At 63.7% G+C, this 22548-nt stretch carries 11 protein-coding genes; 8 read left to right on the top strand and 3 right to left on the bottom strand.

The genetic code is table 11. The features are described from left to right. The first annotated feature begins 127 nt into the window (after positions 1 to 127). Complete coding sequence (locus tag WM94_RS08425) at positions 128 to 826, top strand: pirin family protein (RefSeq protein ID WP_061550946.1); 699 nt, start codon at positions 128 to 130, stop codon at positions 824 to 826. Positions 827 to 1168: 342 nt separating this feature from the next. Here WM94_RS08425 and WM94_RS08420 read toward each other — a convergent pair whose 3' ends face one another. Next, positions 1169 to 1654 (bottom strand): isochorismatase family protein, encoded by a 486-nt coding sequence (locus tag WM94_RS08420; RefSeq protein ID WP_061302472.1) that lies wholly within the window; start codon positions 1652 to 1654, stop codon positions 1169 to 1171. Between the two features lie 61 nt (positions 1655 to 1715). Further along, positions 1716 to 2627, bottom strand: coding sequence for a LysR substrate-binding domain-containing protein (locus tag WM94_RS08415; protein ID WP_061550945.1), 912 nt, complete (start codon positions 2625 to 2627; stop codon positions 1716 to 1718). 195 nt (positions 2628 to 2822) lie between these two features. On the opposite strand from WM94_RS08415, the gene WM94_RS08410 reads away from it, so the two are divergent. Genes WM94_RS08410 through ttdB form a run of 3 tightly spaced genes read left to right on the top strand, consistent with a single transcriptional unit; the run spans position 2823 to position 5719 of the window. Continuing rightward, entirely contained in the window at positions 2823 to 4160 is a 1338-nt protein-coding gene (locus WM94_RS08410) for a dicarboxylate/amino acid:cation symporter (protein WP_061550944.1), read from the top strand. Positions 4161 to 4214: 54 nt separating this feature from the next. Continuing rightward, entirely contained in the window at positions 4215 to 5114 is a 900-nt protein-coding gene (gene ttdA, locus WM94_RS08405; protein WP_013972067.1) for a L(+)-tartrate dehydratase subunit alpha, read from the top strand. Further along, positions 5111 to 5719: a L(+)-tartrate dehydratase subunit beta gene (ttdB, locus tag WM94_RS08400; protein WP_003259286.1), complete on the top strand. Its 609-nt coding sequence runs from the start codon at positions 5111 to 5113 to the stop codon at positions 5717 to 5719. Before ttdA ends, ttdB begins: the two co-directional genes overlap by 4 nt. Before the next feature lie 152 nt (positions 5720 to 5871). Here the strand turns inward: ttdB and WM94_RS08395 are convergent, their stop codons facing one another. After that, positions 5872 to 16629, bottom strand: coding sequence for a peroxidase family protein (locus WM94_RS08395; RefSeq protein ID WP_061550943.1), 10758 nt, complete (start codon positions 16627 to 16629; stop codon positions 5872 to 5874). A gap of 544 nt (positions 16630 to 17173) precedes the next feature. Between WM94_RS08395 and WM94_RS08390 the strand changes: the two genes are divergently transcribed. The 4 genes from WM94_RS08390 to WM94_RS08375 all read left to right on the top strand — a co-directional run bounded on the left by WM94_RS08390 (position 17174) and on the right by WM94_RS08375 (position 22541). Beyond that, the gene (locus WM94_RS08390; protein WP_061550942.1) at positions 17174 to 18910 is read left to right on the top strand and encodes a type I secretion system permease/ATPase; all 1737 of its coding nucleotides are present in this window, start codon (positions 17174 to 17176) and stop codon (positions 18908 to 18910) included. A gap of 6 nt (positions 18911 to 18916) precedes the next feature. Further along, entirely contained in the window at positions 18917 to 20257 is a 1341-nt protein-coding gene (locus WM94_RS08385) for an HlyD family type I secretion periplasmic adaptor subunit (protein WP_061550941.1), read from the top strand. A gap of 1 nt (position 20258) precedes the next feature. Next, positions 20259 to 21587 carry a TolC family outer membrane protein gene (locus tag WM94_RS08380; protein ID WP_061550940.1) on the top strand — a complete coding sequence of 443 codons (1329 nt, stop codon included), beginning with the start codon at positions 20259 to 20261 and terminating at the stop codon, positions 21585 to 21587. A 90-nt stretch (positions 21588 to 21677) separates the two neighbouring features. Further along, entirely contained in the window at positions 21678 to 22541 is an 864-nt protein-coding gene (locus tag WM94_RS08375; protein WP_043935540.1) for a sensor domain-containing diguanylate cyclase, read from the top strand. Positions 22542 to 22548: the final 7 nt, after the last annotated feature.

Genomic DNA, 22548 nt, shown 5'->3' with positions numbered 1-22548 from the left:
GAAGCGAATAAAACACTCGATCGTATTAAATCAATTTTACTGATTGTTTTAAGCCGATATTTACGCTTATTTTCGATGCTTCTTTGACGCATCATGGCCTCATTCCACTGATTCAAGGAGCACGACCATGCTGCAACTGCGACCGTTCGAAAGCCTCGGCCACGCCAACCACGGCTGGCTCGACGCCCACCACCATTTCTCGTTTGCCGAGTACTACGACCCGGCGCGCATGCACTGGGGCAACCTGCGGGTGTGGAACGACGACCTGATCGCTGCTGGCAGCGGCTTCCCGCCGCACCCGCACCGCGACATGGAAATCATCACCTATGTGCGTGAAGGCGCGATCAGTCACCAGGACAGCCTGGGTAACAAAGGCCGTACCGAAGCCGGTGACGTGCAGGTGATGAGCGCCGGCACTGGCATCGTGCATAGCGAGTACAACCTGGAAGACGTCGACACGCGTATTTTCCAGATCTGGATCGTGCCGGAGCGCACCGGCGAAGCACCGCAATGGGGTACCCGGCCGTTCCCCAAAGGTGAGCGTGGCGAAGGCTTCGTAACCCTGGCCAGCGGCCGTCCGGGCGATGAGGACAGCCTGCAGATCCGCACCGATGCGCGGTTGGTGGCTGCCACCCTGCGGGCCGGTGAAACTGCCGAGTACCGCTTCGATACCGCTCGCCGGGGTTACCTGGTGCCAGCCAAGGGGCTGGTGGAGGTCAACGGGCTGCGTGCCAAGGCGCGCGATGGCGTGGCGATCGAGCAGGAGGAGGTGCTGCGGGTGACCGCCATCGAGGACAGCGAGATCGTGCTGGTGGATGTGGCCTGAGGCTTTCGTCTTGCGACGCGTTCTCTGTAGGAGCAGCCTTGTGTTGCTATCGGGCTGCGCAGCAGCCCCTCGATTTCAGCTGCGCTGCACATATTGCCGGGGCTGCTTTGCAGCCCTTTCGCGACACAAGGCCGCTCCCACAGAACTGCACATGACTCATTGAATTAGCAGGGACTCTGTGGGAGCGGCTTTAGCCGCGAACACCGGCGCAGCCGGTGCCATGCACCGCGTTGTATTCTTCGCGGCTAAAGCCGCTCCCACAGGGTACGCGGACCGCTTGCGAATTCAGTTCTCTACGTGACAGCGCAGCCCGAATGCATGCCCGCATGATGACTGCATGCACTAGCCTCGTGAGGCCACTTCGGCCAGCACCTCGGCCGAGGTAGTGACCTGGCGGAAGTGATGCTTCCAAAGGTCGATGCCCAGCTTGCCCGACCTGTCCAGCGAAGACCCTACAGTCATGTCCGTGACCAGGGTGGGCATCAGCCCCGCATCGAACAGGGCAAAACCGGCGGCCAGCACGCAAGTTTCGGTCTGCAGCCCACATACCAGCACCCTCTCCACGCCCAGTTGCCGGATGTACTCGATAGCCTCTGCGCTCTGCCCGTAGCCATGCTTGACGAACACCTGGTCAGCTTCGACCAGGCTCTCGTCCTCCGCCGCCGGGTGCCAGCCAAGCTGGCGCTCGAACGGCGTGACCTGTTCGTCGTGCAACTCGACCGAGGCAATGGTGGGGATGTTCGCCGACAACCGGCGCAGGCCATCGACCAGCCACTCGGGCGGGCTGAAGGTGGACTGGACATCGACAATGAGCAAAACCTGGCGCATGGGCGGATTCCGGGCATGGGCAAAGGCGCGGAGTATAACGCGATCGCCTGTGGCAAAGGCCTCAATGCCACGCTGCCTGGTTGTCCCCCTGGCGGAAGAATGCCCTCAGGTGCTCGACGAAACACGACACCTTGGCCGACAGGTTCAGGCGTTCCAGGTACACCGCATAGATATCCGCAGGCGGCGTCTGGTAATCGCCAAGCACCTCCACCAGGCGCCCGCTGCGCAGGTGATCGGCCAGGTTCCACTCGGCCCGCAACAGAATGCCCTGCCCGTCCAGCGCCCAGTTCAGGGCGACCTCGCCATCATTGGTGCTGAGGCTGCCATGCACCTTCACCGATTCGCTCTGCTTGCCGCGGCTCAGCCGCCAGATACCGAACGCGGCGTCATTCTGGCGTAACACGATGCAGTTGTGGCTGGCCAGGTCCTTCGGCGCTTCGGGGGTACCGTGGGCTTCCAGATAACCGGGCGACGCACACAATCGGCGGCGGTTGGCTGCGATCTTGCGGGCGATCAGCCGCGAGTCGGGCAGCTCGCCAAAGCGGATGGCCACGTCGATGGCGTCGTTCGGCAGGGCAATGGGGCGGTCGGTCAGGTGCAGTTGCACCTCCACTTCGGGATAGCGCTTGGCAAACGACGACACCGCCGGCCCCACATGGGTACGGCCAAAGCCCAGCGGCGCATTGACCCGCAGCAAGCCCTTGGGCTCGGCACGGCTGCTGGACACCTGCCGCTCCATTTCCTCGATCTCGCCCAATATGCGCTTGGCATTCACCAGGTAAGTCTCGCCCTCGGCGGTAAGGCTGATGCTGCGTGTGGTGCGGTTTAGCAGGCGCACGCCCAGGCGCTGTTCCAGCTGCGCCAGGCGCTTGGAGACCGCTGGCGGGGTCAGGTTCAGCTCGCGAGCGGTGCCCGCCAGGCTACCCACCCTGATCAGCTGGGTGAAGAACGCCAGCTCCGATACCGGATTCATAATTAACCTGAGGGAAACAATGAGTTGAATTTCATTGTATTACAGCATTTTTGAAAAACCATTACCTTTTGCCCTGCGTGATTAACCACAAGAAAGCTGGGCTCTTCGGCCGCCAAGGCCAGGTGTGACCTGCACCCTCACGAGCAGCCCGGCCGCCAGATAAATCCGACTCACAACAATAATTCGGAGACGGCAATGGCCAAGCGATTGTTCGGCAAGCTCTACGTACAGGTATTGATCGGCGTAACCCTCGGGGCGCTGATCGGGGTGTTCTGGCCGCAGGTTGGCGCTGATCTGAAGCCCGTCGGTGATGCCTTCATCAAACTGATCAAGATGGTCTTCGCCCCGATCATCTTCGCCACGGTGGTGCTGGGCATCGCCAAGATGGAAAACATGAAGGAACTCGGTCGCGTCGGCGTACGCGCGCTGATCTACTTCGAAGTGCTGTCCACCTTTGCCCTGGTGCTTGGGCTGGTGGTGGTCAATATCGTGCAGCCCGGCCAGGGCATGAACGTCGACCCCGCCACCCTCGATGCCAAAAGTATCTCCACCTACACCGCCGCGGCAGCCGGCAACAGCGGCGGCTTCATCGACTTCCTGCTGCATGTGATACCCGGCAGCGTGACCGATGCCTTCGCCAAGAACGAGATCCTGCCGATCCTGCTGTTCAGCACGCTGTTCGGCATCGCCCTCTCCCACCTGGGCCCGCGCGGCAAGCCGATGGTGGATGTGCTGGAAGCGTTCTCCCACGGCATGTTCTTCATCGTCGGCATGATCATGCGCGTGGCACCGCTGGCCGCCTGCGGGGCCATGGCCTTCACCGTGGGCAAGTACGGGCTGGGCTCGATCGTTTCGCTGGGCAAGCTGATGGCGACCATGTACCTGACCTGCTTCCTGTTCGTGGTGGTGGTGCTGGGCGCCATTGCCCGGCTGTGCGGCTTCAACCTGTGGAAGTTCCTCAAGTACCTCAAGGAAGAACTGTTCACGGTGCTGGGTACCAGCTCATCCGAGTCGGTAGTGCCACAACTGATGAACAAGCTGGAAAAGGTTGGCGTGTCCAAGCCTGTGGTCGGCCTGGTGATCCCTTCGGGCCTCACCTTCAACCCGGACGGCCAGTGCATCTACTACACCATGGCCGCCATCTTCATCGCCCAGGCCACCAACACACCGTTGACCCTGATGGACCAACTGATCGTGCTGGGTGTGCTGCTGCTCACCTCCAAAGGCTCTGCCGGCGTAACCGGCTCGGGCTTCATCACCCTGGCCGCGACCCTGGCGACCATGGACAACATCCCGGTGGCCGGCATGGTCCTGCTGCTGGGCGTGGACCGCTTCATGTCCGAAGCCCGGGCCATTACCAACACCATCGGCAACGCGGTCGGCACCGTGGCCATCGCCAACTGGGTGGGTGCGCTGGACAAGCAGCGTATGGCCAAGGCCCTGGACGGCCAGTTGCCGACCGAACCCGAACCCGAGGCCGCGGCTCCGCACCCCGCCCTTGCACGCATGGAGGCCGGCACCCCCGCACCCTGACCTTTCGAAAACCAGCAAAAAGAACCCGCCTTGTGATGCAGTGAGGAAATAATCATGGACAAAGAAACAGCCGTGTCATCGCTTACCGACGTGATGGCCAAGTTCACCGCCTATATCGGCAAGCGCCTGCCCCGCGACGTCAAGGAAAAAACCGCCAAGTTGCGTGCCGCCGAAACCAACCCGCTGGCCATCGCCGTGTACGACTCGATGGCCGATAACCAGGAATACGCCGACAAGCTCAACCGGCCCAGCTGCCAGGACACCGGCGTCATCCAGTACTTCGTCTCGGCAGGCGCGCGCTTCCCGCTGCTGGGCGAGATGGAAGGCATCCTCGAGAACGCCACCAGGGAAGCCACCATCCAGGGGCCGCTGCGCCACAATGCGGTGGAAACCTTCATCGAGAAGAACACCGGCACCAATACCGGCTCGAAAATCCCGTGGCTGGACTGGGAAATCATTCCCGATGCCGACTACGCCATCGTCGACGTGTACATGGCCGGCGGTGGCTGCACCCTGCCGGGTTCGGCCAAGGTACTGATGCCAGGGCAAGGCTATGAAGGGGTGACCGAGTTCGTCTTCGATGTCATTACCTCACGCGGTGTCAACGCCTGCCCGCCACTGCTGGTGGGTGTAGGGGTGTCGACCTCGGTGGAGACGGCGGCACGCCTGTCGAAGAAGGCCATCCTGCGCGAAGTGGACTCCAGCCACCCCAACGAAAGCGCGGCGATGATGGAAAAGTTGCTGGAGGAAGGCCTCAACGAAATCGGTATCGGCCCGCAGGGGCTGACCGGCAACAGCAGCGTGATGGGCGTGAACATCGAGTCTTCGGCCCGCCACCCGTCCACCATCGGTGTGGCGGTATCCACCGGCTGCTGGGCGCACCGCCGCGGCAAGATCCGCATCAACGCCGACCTGTCCTACGACATCCTCTCGCACGAAGGGGTAGTACTGTGAAGAAGATCCTGAGCACACCAATCAGCGACGAAGACCTGGCCAACCTCAACGTGGGCGATGTGGTCTACCTCACCGGCCAACTGGTGACCTGCCGTGACGTTGCCCACCGCCGGCTCATCGAGCTGGGCCGCGAGCTGCCGGTCGACTTGCGTGGCGGCGCGATTTTCCACGCAGGCCCCATCGTCAGGAAGAAGGATGATGGCAGCTTCGAGATGGTCTCCATTGGCCCGACCACCAGCATGCGCATGGAAAAGTTCGAGAAGCAGTTCATCGAGCAGACCGGCGTCAAGCTGATCGTCGGCAAGGGCGGCATGGGCCCGGAGACCACGACCGGTTGCCTGGAGAACAAGGCAGTGCATGCAGTGTTCCCGGGCGGTTGCGCGGTGCTGGCGGCGACCCAGGTGGAAGAGATCGAGCGTGCGGAATGGCAGGACCTGGGCATGCCGGAGACCCTGTGGGTGAACCGCGTGCGCGAGTTCGGCCCGTTGATCATCTCCATCGACACCAAGGGCAACAACCTGTTCGAGCAGAACAAGGCCCGGTTCAACGAACGCAAGGGGGCGGTGATCGAGAAAATCAACAGCCAGGTGCGGTTCATTAAGTAAGCGCGTGCGACATCGGCCGCTATGCGGCCCAATCGCAGGCTAGCCCGCTCCCACAGGGGTATCACCAAGCCTGAGGGCAGTGATATCCCTGTGGGAGCGGGCTTGCCCGCGAATGGGCCGCAGAGCGGCCCTTGCTGCGTCCTCCCAGGCCCTCAACCTGCCAGGTTGAAGTCCGCTACGGTCACCGTGGTTGCATCCGCCACCCCCACCAGGCGGATGGAGTCGGTAGCACCGATGCTGACCAGCGTGTCATTGCCGACATCGGCGATGGTGACGTTGGCGGCAAAGGTGGCCGCGGTAATGTTGAGGGCAGCGATATCCAGCCGGTCCTGGCCACCCTGCGGGACTGCATCGAAGTTGATGATCAGGTCATTGCCGAAGCCGGCAGCGAACTGGAAGACATCATTGCCATCGGTGGCCATCATCGTGTCGTTGCCGGCACCGCCCACGACGGTATCGTTACCCGCCCCACCGTTGAGGAAGTCATTGCCGGCACCGCCCTGCAAGGTGTCATTGCCAACGTCACCAAACAGCGTGTCGTTGCCATCGCCACCCTGCAGCACATCGACGCCGTTGCCGCCGTCAAGGTTGTCATCGCCGGCACCACCCTGCAGGTTATCGTTGCCGGTATCGCCGAACAGCGAGTCGTTGCCGGCACCGCCGTCGAGGGTGTCGTCGCCAGCGCCACCGTTCAGGGTGTCGGTGCCCAGGCCACCGAGCAACTGGTCGTTGCCGCCATCGCCGTTGAGGGTGTCGTTACCTGCCGCGCCGGTAATGATGTTGGCCAGGCCATTGCCGGTACCGGTGAAGTTGCCCGCCCCTATATAGGTCAGGTTCTCGACGTTGGCCCCCAGCGTGTAGCTGACCGCCGTGGCACGCACGGTATCCGTACCGGCAGCCGTAGCCTCGACTACCACATCCCCGGCGTTGTCCACCACATAGGTGTCGTTGCCCAGGCTACCGACCAGGCGGTCGATACCGGCACCGCCATCGAGCAGGTCATTGCCAGCACCACCGGTGATGGTGTTGGCCAGCGTGTTGCCGGTACCCGTGAAGTTGCCTGCCCCGGTAAAGGTCAGGTTTTCGACGTTGGCACCCAGGGTGTAGCTGGCAAGGGTGGTCTGCACCAGGTCGACACCGCCGTTCAGCGCCTCGCTCACGGTATCGCCGAGGTTGTCGACCACGAAGGTATCGTCGCCTGCACCGCCAACCATGGCATCCGCACCAAGCCCGCCGTTGAGGGTGTCGTTGCCGGCACCGCCGTCGAGGCTGTCGGGGTCGTTACCCCCATTGAGGATGTCGTTACCATCACCGCCGAACAGTTGGTCGGCGCCGCCAAGGCCGTTGAGCACATCGTTGCCGCCCAGCCCCGACAGCGTGTCGTTGCCCGCACCACCGGTCAGGGTGTTGGCCCCGGCAGTACCGACCAGCACCACGCCTGGCGGCGGCACCACCGCCGCAGTCGCTGCCGAGGTCAGCGTTTCCAGGGTGCCGAAGGCGTCGGTGTAGCTCACGACCACCCGCAACTGCCGGTTACCCTGTTCGAAGCCCGGAGTGAAGGTTGCAGCAGTGGCACCCGCGATGTTGCTGAAGGTGCCGCCAATGTTCTGCTGCCACTGGAAGCTGAACGCACCCAGCCCATCCAGGTCGGCGATACTGCCGGTGAGCGCGGTCAGCGTCTGGCCCTGGTCTGGCGTGGTGTCGCTGATCAGCACCGCACCGGTGGGCGCATCGTTGACGTTGGCCACCGGGTCGAGGATGTCGGAGGCGATGCTCTCCTGCACACCGAAGTCATCCACGTAGCTGACCACCACCCGCATGTTCTGCCCCACCTGGTTCTGGGTAAGGAGGAAGGTGCTGTTGATGGCGCCAGCAATGTCGACCCAGCCGGTACCCCGGTTGGACTGCCACTGGAAGGTGAACCGCGGGTTGCTCAGGCCGTCGGCATCGACAATGGTTGCCGGGTTGGCGGTGAGCGTCTGGTTCTGCACCAGCAGCCCGGTCACGGTAGGCCCGGCGGTCGGCGCATTGTTCGGCGCCGAATCGACGATTTCCAGCGTGCCCTTGGTGTCCTGGTACACCGCGCGTACGCGGATGTTCAGCCCCGCCACATCGTCGGTGACCCGGTAGGTGGTACCGACAGCTCGCGAAACCTCGCCGGCAGCAACGAAGGTGATGTCTTCATAGACCCCCGAACCTGGCAGGGTCTCTACTTGCCAGTAGTACGCCACGGGGCCGGTGATCGCACCGGTCAGGTTGGTTGCGCTGACATTGTCCGCATCATGTACCGCCAGCGGGGTAACCCGCAGCAGCTGGCCGCTTACCGGTGTGTCGTCACGCACACCGGTGGCCGCGTCAAGGATCACCAGGCTGCCGGTGGGGCCGGCGTTGACGGCGGTACCCACACCGGAAGCTTGCGAACTATCCGAGAACTGCAGGCGCTCGATGCCGGTCAGGCGGTCGACACCATCACGCCCGGCCACCGAGTCGGTGACGATCACCGAGTTGCCATCGACCACCACGCTGTAGTCGCTGGCCACCCCCGAGTACACCGCCGTGTCGTAGCTGTCGGTGCCGTTGAGGATTTCGCGAACGATCACCAGCTGGCCCGGGTTGTAGGTGCCTTTGAGCATCAGCGGCACCATCGGCTCCATGCTGTCGAAGCTGGCGATTTCCGGGCCGGTGCCGTCGCTGTTGGCGCGCACGCTGATGCGCACGTTCAGCCACTTGTCACCGTCGAGGATGTCGTCGCCGCCACGGCCTTCGATCAGGTCGCTACCACTGCCACCGAGGATGATGTTGCCACCATCGTAGAACGTTGCACCGGCGGCCAGCAGGCTGGACAGGCCGTTGATCAGGCTGATGTTGGTCAGTACGCTGCCGTTGGCGCCATTGGTCGGCAAGGTGGCAGAGGTTTCGCTGTCACCACGCAGGAAGTCGCCATGAGCCGACCCCGACAGGCCTTCCATGATGTCGAAGCGCACCAGCGCAGACGCGCCCGAACCCGGCACCGGCGGCACATTGAAGAAGCGGTCGCTGAAGTCGACAGTCACGCCCTGGGCCAGGCCCTTGAAGGTTGCCCAGTCGTAGCCGGAACCACCGATGTAGCGGTCACCGAAGCCCAGGCTGCCGACCATGATGTCGTCACCGCCTTCACCGTTGAACTTGTCGTTCTCGTTGCCACCGATGAACACGTCGTTGCCGATGACCGGGTCGTTGCCGAGCGGGTCGAAGTTGTCGCCAGGCGCACCGTCCGAGGTGCCCTTCTCGATCCAGTCGTCACCTTCGTTGCCCATGTCCTGTTCGTTGGCCTTGCTGCCCAGGATGAAGTCGTTGCCCTGGCCGCCAATGGCTTCGGAGGCGTCCTCACCGGTAACGATGAAGTCGTTGCCGAAACCGCCGATGATCAGGTTGATGCCATTACCACCGTGCAGCACATCGTTGCCGTCGCCGCCCTGGATGTTGTCGTCACCACCCATGTCGCTGATGATGTCGTCGCCGGCACCACCACGCAGCTGGTCGTTACCGTCGCCACCCTCGATGCGGTCGTTGCCGCCATCGCCCCAGACCGTGTCGTCACCCTCGCTGGAAACCAGGATGTCGTCACCGTTGGTGCCACCCAGCACGATATGCTGGTCACCGGCATAGCGGATGTAGTTGGTGTCCGGGCCTACTGTCAGCAGGCTGTCGCGGAACACCACCTGCTCGCCGTTTTCGCCCAGTGGGTCGGCATTGCCCAGGCCTTCGTTGAACTGCTTGCTCTGGTCCACTTCCAGGTAGAAGCCAACGTCGGAGAACACCAGGCCCGGCAAGTGGGTGACCGAGGTGTTGGCCATGATCAGCTTGGCGAACGAGTTGCTTTCCAGCTCGGCGTTCATCGACAGGCCGGCGGTGCGCTCCAGGTAGTAGAAGCGGTCGCCGTCCTGCAGTTTCTCCATCTGGTTTTCGAACACGAAGTTGAACGTGCTGCCCAGCATGCCGCCGAACGGGGTTTTCGCCTCCGCCAGGCCACCGATCCACAGGTCGATGGCATCGACACCGGTCACGGTCACTGCCCGCAGGTCATCGACGGTGCCGAGCACGCCATCCTTGCCAGGCAGGGTGACGTTGGCGTAGGCGCCGGTGCTGTTGAGGAAGTCCAGGCGATCGGCTGGCGCGCCGTCGCCGCCGAACACCAGGGCCATGGCCGCCGCGCGTTTCTCCAGCAACGTGGTGGCCCCGGTGATGGTGCTGTGGGTGCCGTAGGCGGCGATGAAGTTGATCAACGACTCCGGATGCTTCAGGTGCTGTACCAGGTCGACCCAGCTGGTGTACGGCTTGAGCTGGGTATCGCCAGTTTGCGCGTAGATGTCCCGACGCACTGCGTTCAGCGAAGGGATACCGACGTCGCGGCCCCGAGCGATGTTGATCGCCGGCAGGTCCAGCGGCAGGCCGAGCAGGTTGTTGCGCAGCGCCTCGGTGACGAACTCATCGATTTCGTTACCGGCCTGGCGGGTTACCCCGCGCACGATGGCGCTGGTGGCATCCTCGGGGGTGACGCCACTGGCGGCATACGCCAGCGGGTTGAGGAACGCCGCGATCAGGCCCAGTTGCTGGTCGGGGTTGGCGCTGGCCGGGTCACTGATGACGGTGAAGTCGACGTCGAAGCGGTCGACGGTTTCGGTCAGCATCGAGTGGCCGAAGCGGTACACGGTGTGGGCGAATTCGGCCACGATCGACGCATCGAGGTCGACGTCATACACCTGGGTCGGGGCGAAGAACAAGTCGACCCGCGGCTGCACGGTACGGGCGAACTCCTCGAACACCAGGTGCTGGTACTGCATCTCGGTACCGAACTTGGCGGCCTGGAACAGCCGCTCGCCATTCCACACCAGTGCGTCGATCTCGGCCTGGTTGGCCGGCAGCGCGCTCAACGGGTTGAGCAGCCACTCGTTGATGAAGGCCAGGTCACCCGAGTCGAGCACGGTGTCCATGGTCTGCGCCACCAGCCGGTTGTGCTCGGAGTGGAAGATCGCATGCACGGCGGTCAGGCCGATGTTCTCGTTGACCCTGCCGTCGCCGGCGATGTAGTGCGCATCGAGCAGCTCGTTGTCGTAGGCCAGGTTGGCGCCAGTCTGCGGGTTCACCGGCACGGCGTTGCCGACATCGGTATCAGCATCAGGCACCAGCACGCCATTGCTGAACACCGGCACGGCATTGTGGGCGATGTCGGCAAGGAACTGGTGACCGGTGCGCACGGCGTTGGTCAGGTCGATCGGCGCCAGCGGGTTGCCCTCGACCTGCTGGTCGTCGGCCGTGCCGGCAATGCCGTCGGCGCCTTTCATGATCACCATCGGGAAGCCGTTGGGCCCCTTGATGAAGTTGCCGTAGGCATCGGTCGCCAGCAGCGGCACGTTGTCTACGTCTGCATCGGTCAGGTTTATGCCCAGTACGTCACGAGCTTGGGCCTTGACCACCTTCCAGGTCGCCATGCCACCAATTTCGGTGTCGTCGGCGGTACCGTAGCGGCCGTCGGCGCCCAGGTCCCGGTTGGTGATCAACCGGCCGGTGGCAATAGGCCCGTCGTCAGTCAGCACATAGCCGCGCAGGAACACCTGGTGCGAGGGGTGCGAGCTGTAGGTCTGGTTCTGGTCCACGAACGGCGAGGTGGTATTGGTGTGCTCGTGGATGTCGTCGGCCGTGCCAAGCACGCCGTCCGGTCCAGGCTGGTTGGTCGCACGTGTCACCACCATGAAGTTGGTGAAACCGCCCTCCACGTACAGCGGGTCATCCGGTTGCAGCGGGATGTAGATGGTGCCCGAGCCCCCCTTGGTGACCAGGTCCAGGCCATGGTCGAAGAACTGCCCGAAGAAGGTCATCCAGGCGTTGAACGGCGCGGACAGGCCGGCATCGGCGGCGGTGTTCTCGAACAGGTAAACGTCGTGATCGTCGTCGGTGCCGAACTGGCCGTCCAGGCCCGGGCTGGCGACAATGCGCACGCCGTCCTTGAGCACGTCGTCATTGCCCTCGACGCCGAAGTTGAGCACGCCGTCCGCACCCGGATCATACGCGGTGGCATAGGCCGCCGGGTTGTTGGAGGTCTGGTCGACGATCAGGTTACTGATGGTGCGCGGCTGCGAGTCGAATACCGGGCCACTGGTCTGCTCGTACGACGAGCCCGGAATGGCCGGCGAGCCAGGGCCGAAGAAGCCGGCCGGTGCACCTTCGGCCGGGTTGAACACCGGGTCGGTCACGCGCGGGAAGACGTTGTCGGCCGCACCGAACTCGGTGTTGTTGATGCCGTTGAGGTTCATCAGGTTGTTGTTCGAACCATCCACCGCCCGCAGGCCGAGTGGCGCACGAATGTTGGGCAGCAGCGAGAGGATGTCTGCCCCGTTGGCGTCGGCCTCGGCGATCTTGATCTGCTCGAGGATGAAGTTGAGGTCGGAGCGCACCATGTGCAGCCCGGCACCGCCTGCGGTGGCATCCACCACCGGCGTGACTGGCGTCGGTACCACAGGCGCGCCCGGTTGCACCACGGTGGTGGGCTGGGAGAACAGCACTTCGGTGGTGCCATGGGCGTCCTGGTAGATCGCCTTGACCCGCAACGACAACCCGGCCAGGTCCGGCGACACCTTGAACGTGGTGCCGTCGGCGCTCTGGAACGCCAGGTCGCCTGCCGGCAGCAGGATGATGTCTTCGAACACACCGCTGCCCGGGGTGGCCTCGAACTGCCAGTAGTACGACACCGAACGGTCAGCGAGTGTGCCAAGCGGGTTGCCGGCGCTGATGTTGTCGGCATCCCGCACGCCGGCCACGTTTACCGTAAGGAGGTCGCCCACGGTAATCGCGCCGCCGTTGTTATCAGTAACGGCCGGGCTGCCGACAGGCTGCGCATTCTGCCCTTCCACCAGCACCCGCTGGCTGTCGGAGAACTGCAGGCGCTCGATGTGCAGCAGGGTATCGACACCATCGCGGCCGGCCACGTTGTCGGTCACCGTCCAGACATCATCGGAAGTGTCCAGCGTACCTTTGGTGTTCTGCGTCACCGTGTACTCGCTCTGCACCCCCGAGAACACCGCCGTGTCGAACGCCGCCCCACCCGTCGAGGTGCCGGGCAGGATTTCCCGCACGGCCTTGAGCTGGCCAGGGTTGTAGGTGCGGTCGAGCATGAACGGAATCATGTCGACCATGCTGTCGAAGCTGGCGATTTCAGGGCCGGTGTGGTTGACGTCTCCCGGCGCGTACACGGCGATGCGCACGTTGAGCCACTTGTCGCCGTCGATCAGGTCATCACCGCCACGGCCTTCGATCAGGTCGCTGCCGTTGCCGCCGAGCATGATGTTACCGGTGGCAAAGCCGGTGGTCGGCAATCCGGCATCGGCCAGGAACTGCTGCAGGCCACGGATCAGCGCCACGTTGGTCAGCGCACTACCGGTAGCACCACCATGGTTGAGGATGGTCACGGCATCGACATTATCGCCCTTGAGCACATCGGCGAAGTTCGAACCGGACACGCCCTCGACCTCGGCGAAGCGGTCGAGGATTGAGGCCGGCGAGGCGCCGACCGGGTTGAAAATACCGGTGTTCTGGTTCGGTGCGTTGCCATGAGGCTGAGCCAGGGCGGCCAGGGTCAGGTCGACGGTGACGCCGACCTGGTCATTCTTGTTGGTAACCCAGTCGAAACCGGACATGCCATCCATCTTGTCCTGGGCATCGCTGCCGACAAAGATGTCATCGCCGCCCTCGCCGATCATTTCGTCGAAGCCGCCACCACCGACGAAGATGTCGTTGCCGACCACTTCGTCACCCAGCAGCGGCGCAAAGTTGTCGCCGGGCGCACCGTCCTGGGTGCCCTTCTCGATCCAGTCGTCACCCTCGTTGCCGGTCGGTGGCAGGTTGGTCTTGGCGCCGAGAATGAAGTCGTCGCCCTGGCCGCCGAAGGTGGTGCTGATGTCTTCGGTGGTGATGATGAAGTCCTGGCCGTTGCCGCCCAGGATCAGGTTGCCGCCCACCAGCATGCTGCCGGCGACGATCACATCGTTGCCGTCGTTGCCTTCCAGGCGGTTGTCGCCGAACGAGTCGGTGATGATGTCGTCACCGGCGCCGCCCAGTACCGCATCGTTGCCCGCACCGCCTTCCAGGGTGTCGTTGCCGGCGTCACCGTATAGGGTATCGTCGCCCTCACTGGAGATGATGATGTCGTTGCCGGAGGTGCCGCCCAGCACCACGTGGTCTTCGCCGGTGTAATGCAGGAAGTTGGTGTCGGTACCCACGGTATCGGGGTTGTCGCGAATCACCAGCGGCACCACTTCGACACCGTTGATCATGATGCCGCCCGTCGGGTCGGCCCGGCCGTCGGCGCCCAGGCCGGTGAACTGCTTGGTCTGGTCCACTTCCAGGGTGAAGGTGGGCGTGAGGAACACGGTGTTGGACAGGTGGGTGACATCGGAGTTGAGCATGATCAGCTTGGCGAAGGAGTTGTTCTCCAGCTCGGTGCCAAAGTTCATGCCCGCGGTGCGCGACAGGTAGTAGAACCGGTCGCCGTTCTGCAGGGCTTCCAGCTGGGTCTCGAAGACGAAGTTGAAGCTGGAGCCGAGCATGCCGCCGAATGGCATTTTCTGCTCGGCCAGGCCGCCGACCCAGAAGTCGATGGCATCGACACCGGTCACGGTCACCCCGGTGATGTCATCGGCGGTGCCGGCGATGCCGTCGGCACCGGCCAGTGTCACGTTGGCATAGGCGCCGGTGCCGTTGAGGAAGTCCAGGCGGTCCGCTGGCGCGCCGTCACCGCCAAGCACCAGCGCCACGGCAGCGGCGCGCTTGGCCGCTTCGGTGCCCGCCCCGGTGATGGTGGCGTGGGTACCGTAGGCGGCGATGAAGTTGATCAGCGACGCCGGGTGCTTGAGGTGGTCGGCAAAGTCGGCCCAGCTGATGTAGGGCTTGAGCTGGCTGTCGCCGGTCATGGCGTAGAACTCGCGGCGCGCCTCGTTCAGGGTGGGGATGCCGGTGTCACGGCCACGCGCGATGTTCAGCGCAGGCAGGTCCAGCGGCAGGCCGAGCAGGTTGTTGCGCAGCGCTTCGGTGACGAACTCGTCGATTTCGTTGCCCAACTGGCGGGTGACACCGCGGATGATCGCACCGGCCGCTTCATCGGCAGTGGCGCCACTGCCGGCGAATGCCAGCGGGTTGAGGAAGGCAGCGATCAGGCCCAGCTGCGGGTCGTCATTCACCGTGGCGAACGTCGGGTCGTAGCGGTCGACGGTTTCGGTCAGCATCGAGTGGCCGAAGCGGTAAACCACGTGGGCGAACTCGGCGAGGATGGCCGGGTCGATCGAGGTGTCATAGCCGTTGGGGGCGAGAAACTCGTCGATCTGCGGCTGAATGGTGCGGGCGAACTCCTCGAACACCAGGTGCTGGTACTGCATTTCGGTGCCGAACTTGGCAGCCTGGAACAGCCGCTCGCCGTCCCATACCAGCGCGGCGATTTCGGCGGGCGTGGTGGGGATGGCAGCGACATCATCGATCAGCCACTGGTTGAGAAACGCCAGGTCACCGGCGGCCAGCAGGGTGTCCTTGGTCTGCTGCACCAGGCGGTTGTGCTCGGAGTGGAACACATGGTGCACGGCAGTCAGGCCGATGTTCTCGTTCACCCGGCCGTCGCCGGCGATGTAGTGGGCGTCGAGCAGTTCGTTGTCGTAGGTCAGGTTGTTGCCGCCAGGCCCGGTTGGTTGCGCGTTGCCGACGGCAATATCGGCGTCGGCCTGCAGCACACCGTTCACGATCACCGGCGCGGCGTTATGGGCGATGTCGTCAAGGAAACCATGCCCGGTGCTCACGGCATTGGCCAGGCTGATAGGCGCGTCGCGGTTGCCTTCGACCAGCGTGGTGACGTCGTCGGCGGTACCGGCAATGCCGTCGGCACCATTGTTCACGCGCATCACCACCTGTGGCATGCCGTTGGGCCCACGCAGGAAGTTGCCGTAGGGGTCGGTGGCCAGCAGTGGCACGCTGTGCACATCGGCGTCGGTCAGGTTTATGCCGAGCAGGTCGCGGGCCTGGGCCTTGACCACTGCCCAGGTGGCCATGCCACCGCTTTCACCATTGCCATCGTCGGCGGTGCCGAAGCGGCCATCGGCGCCCAGGTCACGGTTGGTGATCAACCGCCCGGTGGCTACCGGGTCGCCTGCGGCATTGAGCGTGTATTCACGCAGGAACACCTGGTGCGAGGGGTGCGAGCTGTAGGTCTGGCTCTGGTCGACAAACGGCGAGGTAGTGTTGGTCTGGCCATCGTCGGCAGTACCCACCACACCATCGGCGCCTGCAGTACGCACGGCGCGCGGCAGCACCATGAAGTTGGTCGGGCTGCCTTCGACGTACAGCGGGTCGTCCGGCTGCAGCGGGATGAACACGACGTCGGTGCTGCTCTTGGTGACCAGGTCCAGGCCGTGGTCGAAAAACTGGCCGAAGAAGGTCATCCAGGCGTTGAAGCCGGCGGTCAGGCCGACGTCGGGCGACACGTTGGGGATGAAGAACACCTCCGTGTCGTCAGCGGTGCCGAATACCCCGTCGATGCCGGGGCTGATCACCGGGGCGGCGCCGCCATTGGCTTCGACCGCTGCCGGGTTGTTCGCCGTCTGGTCGACGATCAGGTTGCTGATGGTGCGTGGTTGCGAGTCGATGACCGTACCGGTGCCGGCGTAGTCGCCGGTGAAGGATGGGCTGAGCAGGCGCAGGAACGAATTGTCGGCGGCGCCGAACTCGCTCTGCCCGGTCACCAGGTTGTTGTAGCTGCCGTCCACGGTACGCAGGCCGAACGGCACCTGGCTGTTGGGCAGCAGGTCGATCAGGCTGGCGCCATCGGCATGCGCTTCGGCGATGAAGATCTGCTGAAGGATGAACTCCAGGTCCGACTTGCTGAAATCTGCCATTTCAATTGCCCTCGATCTGTCGGGAGATGACTCAGGGCAACAGGGTCCTTCCCGCGCCCAGTCAATGTGACGTGCGCAGTTCTGATTTTGGGTTCTGGGGCAGTTGGGCACTACGGTGCTGCGTTATCGCCACTGGCCTCATCGCCGGCAAGCCGGCTCCCACAGGAACGGCGGGAACCTTGTAAATGGTGCGATACAGATTGGTACCGCACACACATCGACCCCAGCTCGCACAGGGTCCGAACACATCAGACTAAAGTCGTAGAAGAAAAGCTTGTCAATATCCCGTCAAAAATTCACGCAACGCCGACAATGCTATACAACTTACTGTTTTCACGGCACTTATGAAAAGTTCAAAGATTTTATAGAGCAAAACGATATTACCGAGTGTTTCACTGCAACCTACGCTCCAGCATGTGGGAGCAACGCAGCGTTTTGGACCATTCGCCCTCAGAGCGACCCGCCTGCGAGCCGACCAGAAGCCACAACTACCGCTGTACGGGCCGCCGCAAGGGCTTCCCGTTTGTGATAAAGGGAGGCCCCGATGCACAAGCCACCACGCACTCGTTCCGAGTTGGCCGACGTGCTGTTCCGCCTGCGCCGCAGCTTTTTTGCCCTGGCCGCCTTCAGCGGCGTCATAAACGTCATGATGTTGACGCCAGCTATTTATATGTTGCAGGTGTACGACCGCGCCCTGGTCAGCCGCAACGTCACCACCCTGACCATGCTCACCTTGCTGGTGATCGGCCTGTTCATGCTGATGTCGGCCCTGGAGATGGTCCGCACCCGCGTACTGATCCGGGTCGGCAACTTCCTCGACATGGATCTGAACCGACGCATCTTCAGCGCTGCCTTCGAACGCAACCTGAGCCGCGCCGGCGGCAACCCGGCCCAGGCCTTGCAGGACCTGGCCCAGGTACGGCAGTTTCTCACCGGCAACGGCCTGTTCGCTTTCTTCGATGCCCCGTGGACACCGATCTACCTGCTGGTCTGCTACCTGATCCACCCACTGCTGGGGCTGGTGACGCTGATCGGTTCGCTGATCCTGGTGGGCCTGGCCTACCTCACCGAGAAGGCCACGCAAAAACCCTTGGCCGAGGCCAACCAGGCGGCCATGTCGTCGGCCAGCTATGCCAACAACAACCTGCGCAACGCCGAAGTGATCGAAGCCATGGGCATGCTGCCAGCGATCGGCAAGCGCTGGTTTCAGGGCCATTTGCGCATCCTGCAGATGCAGACCCTGGCCTCCGACCGCGCGGCGATCATCAGTAGCACCGGGCGCTTCGTGCGCATTACCTTGCAATCGGTGATCCTCGGCGCCGGCGCACTGCTGGCGATCGAAGGCAAGATCACCCCCGGCATGATGATCGCCTGCTCGATCCTCACCGGCCGCGCCCTGGCCCCGGTAGAACAGGTGATCGCCGCGTGGAAGCAACTGCAAGGCAGCCGCTCCGCCTGGGGCCGGCTCAACGATCTGCTGCACGACTATCCGCAGCGGCCACCAAGCATGTCGCTGCAACGGCCAATGGGCATGCTGGCCGTGGAAAACGTGGTCGCCAGTGCTCCCGGCACCAGCAACAGCATCGTGCGCGGGGTCAGCTTCAGCCTGGTCCCGGGTGAAAGCCTGGGCATCATCGGCCCGTCGGCTTCGGGCAAATCCACCCTCGCCCGCCTGCTGGTAGGCGTGTGGCCGACCCAGGCCGGCAAGGTGCGCCTGGACGGCGCCGACATCTTCACCTGGAACAAGGCCGAACTCGGCCCGTGGCTCGGCTACCTGCCGCAGGACGTGGAGTTGTTCGAGGGCACCATCGCCGAAAACATCGCACGCTTTGCCGAAGTGGACAGCGAAGCGGTGATCCGCGCTGCCCGCAGCAGCGGTGTGCACGACATGATCCTGCGCTTCCCGCAGGGCTACGACACCCGACTGGCAGCCGACGGCAGCCCGCTGTCCGGTGGCCAGAAGCAACGCATCGCCCTGGCCCGTGCGCTGTATGGCGAACCGAACCTGGTGGTGCTGGACGAGCCCAACGCCAACCTCGATGACGTTGGCGAAAAGGCCCTGGTCGATGCGCTGGCCGAACTCAAGGCGCGCGGTGCCACGGTAATCCTGATTTCCCACCGGCCCAATGTGCTGTGCGCGGTCGACAAGGTGCTGATGCTGCGTGACGGTGCCGTGCACATGCTCGGCAGCCGTGACGAAGTGTTCGCGGCGCTGCGCAAGGCCAGCGTGATCCCGACGGCGACCGCTGCGCCGCTGGCGTCGGTAAAAGTACGGGAGTGACCGATCATGCAGATGACCCAACACACCGAGTTGATTCCCGCCGAGGCTCGCAACGAGATCGACCTGGACATTCATCGGCCGGCACGCTGGGGCGTGTGGCTGGTCGTCGCCGGCTTTGGCGGTTTCCTGCTGTGGTCGGGCCTGGCGCCGCTGGATGCCGGTGTGGTCGCCACCGGTACCGTCAAGGTCAGCAGCAACCGCAAGGCCGTACAGCACCTGACCGGTGGCACGGTCGAGGCGATCCTGGTGCGTGAAGGCGATGTTGTGAAGAAAGGCCAGGAGGTGGTACGCCTGGACGCCCTGCGCTCGGTGGCCGAACAGGGTGCGGTCAGTGCCCAGTACATCGTCAGCAAGACCGTGGAGAACCGCCTGGAAGCCGAGCGCGATGGCCGCGACCAGGTTACCTTCGACCCTGCCCTGCTCGAGCACTACGGCGACGACCCGCGCCTGCTGGCAGCCATGGACCTGCAACAGCGCCTGCTGGACACCCGCCGCGCAGGCCTTGCCGGCGAACTGAGCATCCTCGAGGAAAACCTGGCTGCCACGGCGGTGCAGCTCAAGGGCCTGCAGCAGGTGTACGGCGCCCGCGCCTCGCAGATCGGCTTCCTCAACCAGGAACTGCAAGGCACACGCGTGCTCGCCGCCGAAGGCTATGTACCACGCAACCGCCTGCTGGAGCTGGAGCGCAACAATGCCGACCTGTCCGCCGGCCAGGCCGAAAACCTCAACAACATTGCCCGGGCGCGCAGCCAGGCCACCGAGATCAAGCTGCGCATCCTGCAACGCCAGCACGACTACCTCAAGGAAGTGGAATCGCAGCTGACCGATACCGCCAAGGAGAACACCACCCTGGCCGATCGCCTGCGCGCGCTGGACTACGAAGTGACCCATACGGTGATCCGCTCGCCGATCGACGGCATGGTCCAGGCCCTGAGCATCGCCACGGTCGGCGGCATCATCCAGCCAGGGGCCAAGATCATGGAGGTGGTACCGCTGGACCAGCCGTTGCAGGTGGACGCGATGATCCCGGTGCAGGCCATCGACAAGATGGTGCCGGGCTTGAACGTGGACCTGGCCTTCCCGGCCTTCAACCATGCGAAGACGCCGAATATCCCGGGGCGGGTCAAGACCATCTCCGCCGACCGCCTGATGGACGAAGAAAGCAAGCAACCGTACTACCTGGCCCAGGTGGAAGTGACGCAGGACGGCATGGCCCTGCTGGGCAGCAACCATATCCGCCCCGGGATGCCGGCCACCGTCACCATCAAGACCGGCGAGCGCAACCTGCTCAGCTACCTGCTCAAGCCGATGCTCGAACGCGTGGACGCCTCGTTCAAGGAGCAATGACATGAATCGCCCGTGCCTGATGTTGTGCCTGTTGGGGTTGTCCGTACAGGCCAGTGCCATGGACCTGAAGCAAGCCTGGGACCTGCTGCAGTACCAGGGCCCGATCTACCGCGCCGCGGTGCACGAGAAGGAAGCCGGCAGTGAGAACCGCGCCATCGGGCAGGCCGGCCTGCTGCCGCAGATCAACGCTGCGGGCTACTTCAACAAGGTCAATGGCAGCCAGCGTCAGAGTGGACGGGATAGCGACCTGGACTATGACTCCAAGGGCGCCAACGTGCGTTTGCGCCAACCGCTGTTCAACAAGCAGAAGATGGCCGAATACCACCAGGGCCAGCAGCGTGCCGACTACAGCGTGGCGGTGTTCGATGCCAAGACCCAGGACGCTGCGGTGCGCCTGGCCGAAGCCTACTTCGACGTGCTGCTGGCCAGCGAAACCATCACCCTGGCCAAGGCCAAGCTGAATGCCTTCGAAGAGCAGCTGGCGTCGGCAAAGCGGCGCATGGAGCTGGGCGCTGGCACCATCACCGACATCGACGAGTCGGTAGCCCGTCGCGACCTGGCCGAGGCCGACCTGATCGAGGCCCAGGACAACCTGGTCAACGCCCGCCGCAAGCTGGAGGAATACATTGGTGAAACACCGGAGTCGCTGACCACCTTGCAGCCGGGCTTCAACACACCGCCGCTGATGCCGGGCAACCTGCAGGACTGGCTGGTCAAGGCCCAGGCCGACAGCCCGTTGATCCATGCGCGCCGGCACAACTACGAGCTGGCCGAAGAAGAAGTGAAACGCGCCCGCGCCGGGCACTGGCCGACCCTTGATTTCGTGGCGGGCTATACCGCCGGCAGCAGCCAGTCGATCTCCGAACTGAACCAGCGCAACCACTACAGCTCGATCGGGCTGGAGCTGAACATTCCGCTATACAGCGGCGGCAGCACCAGCGCCCTCACCCGCCAGGCCAGTGCCAACAGTTCCAAGGCACTGGATGAACTGGATGCCACGCGCCAGGAAGTGATCTCCGACACCACCCGCGAGTACCGCGGCGTACAGAGTGGCGCCTTGCGCATCCAGGCGCTGGAAAAGGCCGTGGCATCCAACGAACGCTCGCTGCTTTCGGCCCGCAAGGGCTTCAGGGAGGGCGGCACCAGCACCAACTCGGATGTGCTCAATGCCGAGGAATTGCTTTTTGACGCCCGGCATGACCTGTTCGAGGCGAAGCTGAACTACCTGATGTCGCGGCTGCGCCTGGCATCGTCGGTGGGCAGCCTGGGAGATGACGATATCCAGCAGATCAACGATTACCTCGGGCCGGAACTGATAGTAAGCAACTGACTATCGGCGGCCCGCTCCCACAGCGGCGCCTACCGCATTTTGTTCCATTTCAGGCTATGATCGGTGACCCCGCCGCGGACGCCATGCCCCATGCCCGTAGACCTGCAATCGTTATACCCCAGGCTGATCCACCTGATGCTGGACACGGTGTTCGTGGTCGACAGGGACAACCAGATCGTTTTCGTCAGCGATGCCTGCGAGGCGCTGCTGGGCTACCAGGCCTGCGAGCTGATCGGCACACCGATCACCGACTACATGCACCCTGACGACCTGGCGATTACCCGCGCGTCGATCGTACGGGTGATGAACGGCCAACCCCATTACGACTTCCGTAACCGCTACATCCGCAAGGATGGCAGTATCGTGCATATCCTGTGGTCGGCCTCCTGGTCCGATGAGGCCAATGCCCGCATTGGTGTAGCGCGGGATATCACCGCCCAACACCAGGCCGAGGAAGAATTGCGTTTCCTGGCCCACCATGACCCGCTGACTCGCCTGGCCAACCGGGCCATGTTCAATGAGCGGCTGGGCACCGCACTTGTCGCGGCCCGGCACCACAACCATCCGCTGGCGTTGCTGTTCATCGATATCAACGACTTCAAGGATATCAACGACAACCACGGCCACAGCGTGGGCGACCGGGTGCTGTGCACCCTGGCGCGGCGCCTGGAAGGCTGCGTTGGGGCGACCGATACAGTGGCGCGGATGGGCGGTGACGAGTTCACCGTGCTGTTGACCGACTACGCCTCACCAGAGGCCATTGTCGAGCAGGTGGCACGTATCCTGGCAGCCATGGCCGAGCCACTCGGCGCCGAGTTTGCAGGCATCGGAGCGCCGTCCTGCAGCATTGGCGTGGCCCGTTTCCCCGAAGACGGCAATGATGCCGACATGCTGCTGCGCCATGCTGATGGCGATATGTACCGGATCAAGCGACAGCGCGCTGCGGCCAGCTGAATACCAA

The sequence above is a fragment of the Pseudomonas sp. ABFPK genome, from assembly GCF_001586765.1.
GTDB lineage: Bacteria > Pseudomonadota > Gammaproteobacteria > Pseudomonadales > Pseudomonadaceae > Aquipseudomonas > Aquipseudomonas asiatica.
Note: the sequence above shows the minus strand (reverse complement) of the source record. Positions and strands in the feature narration are given on the sequence as shown.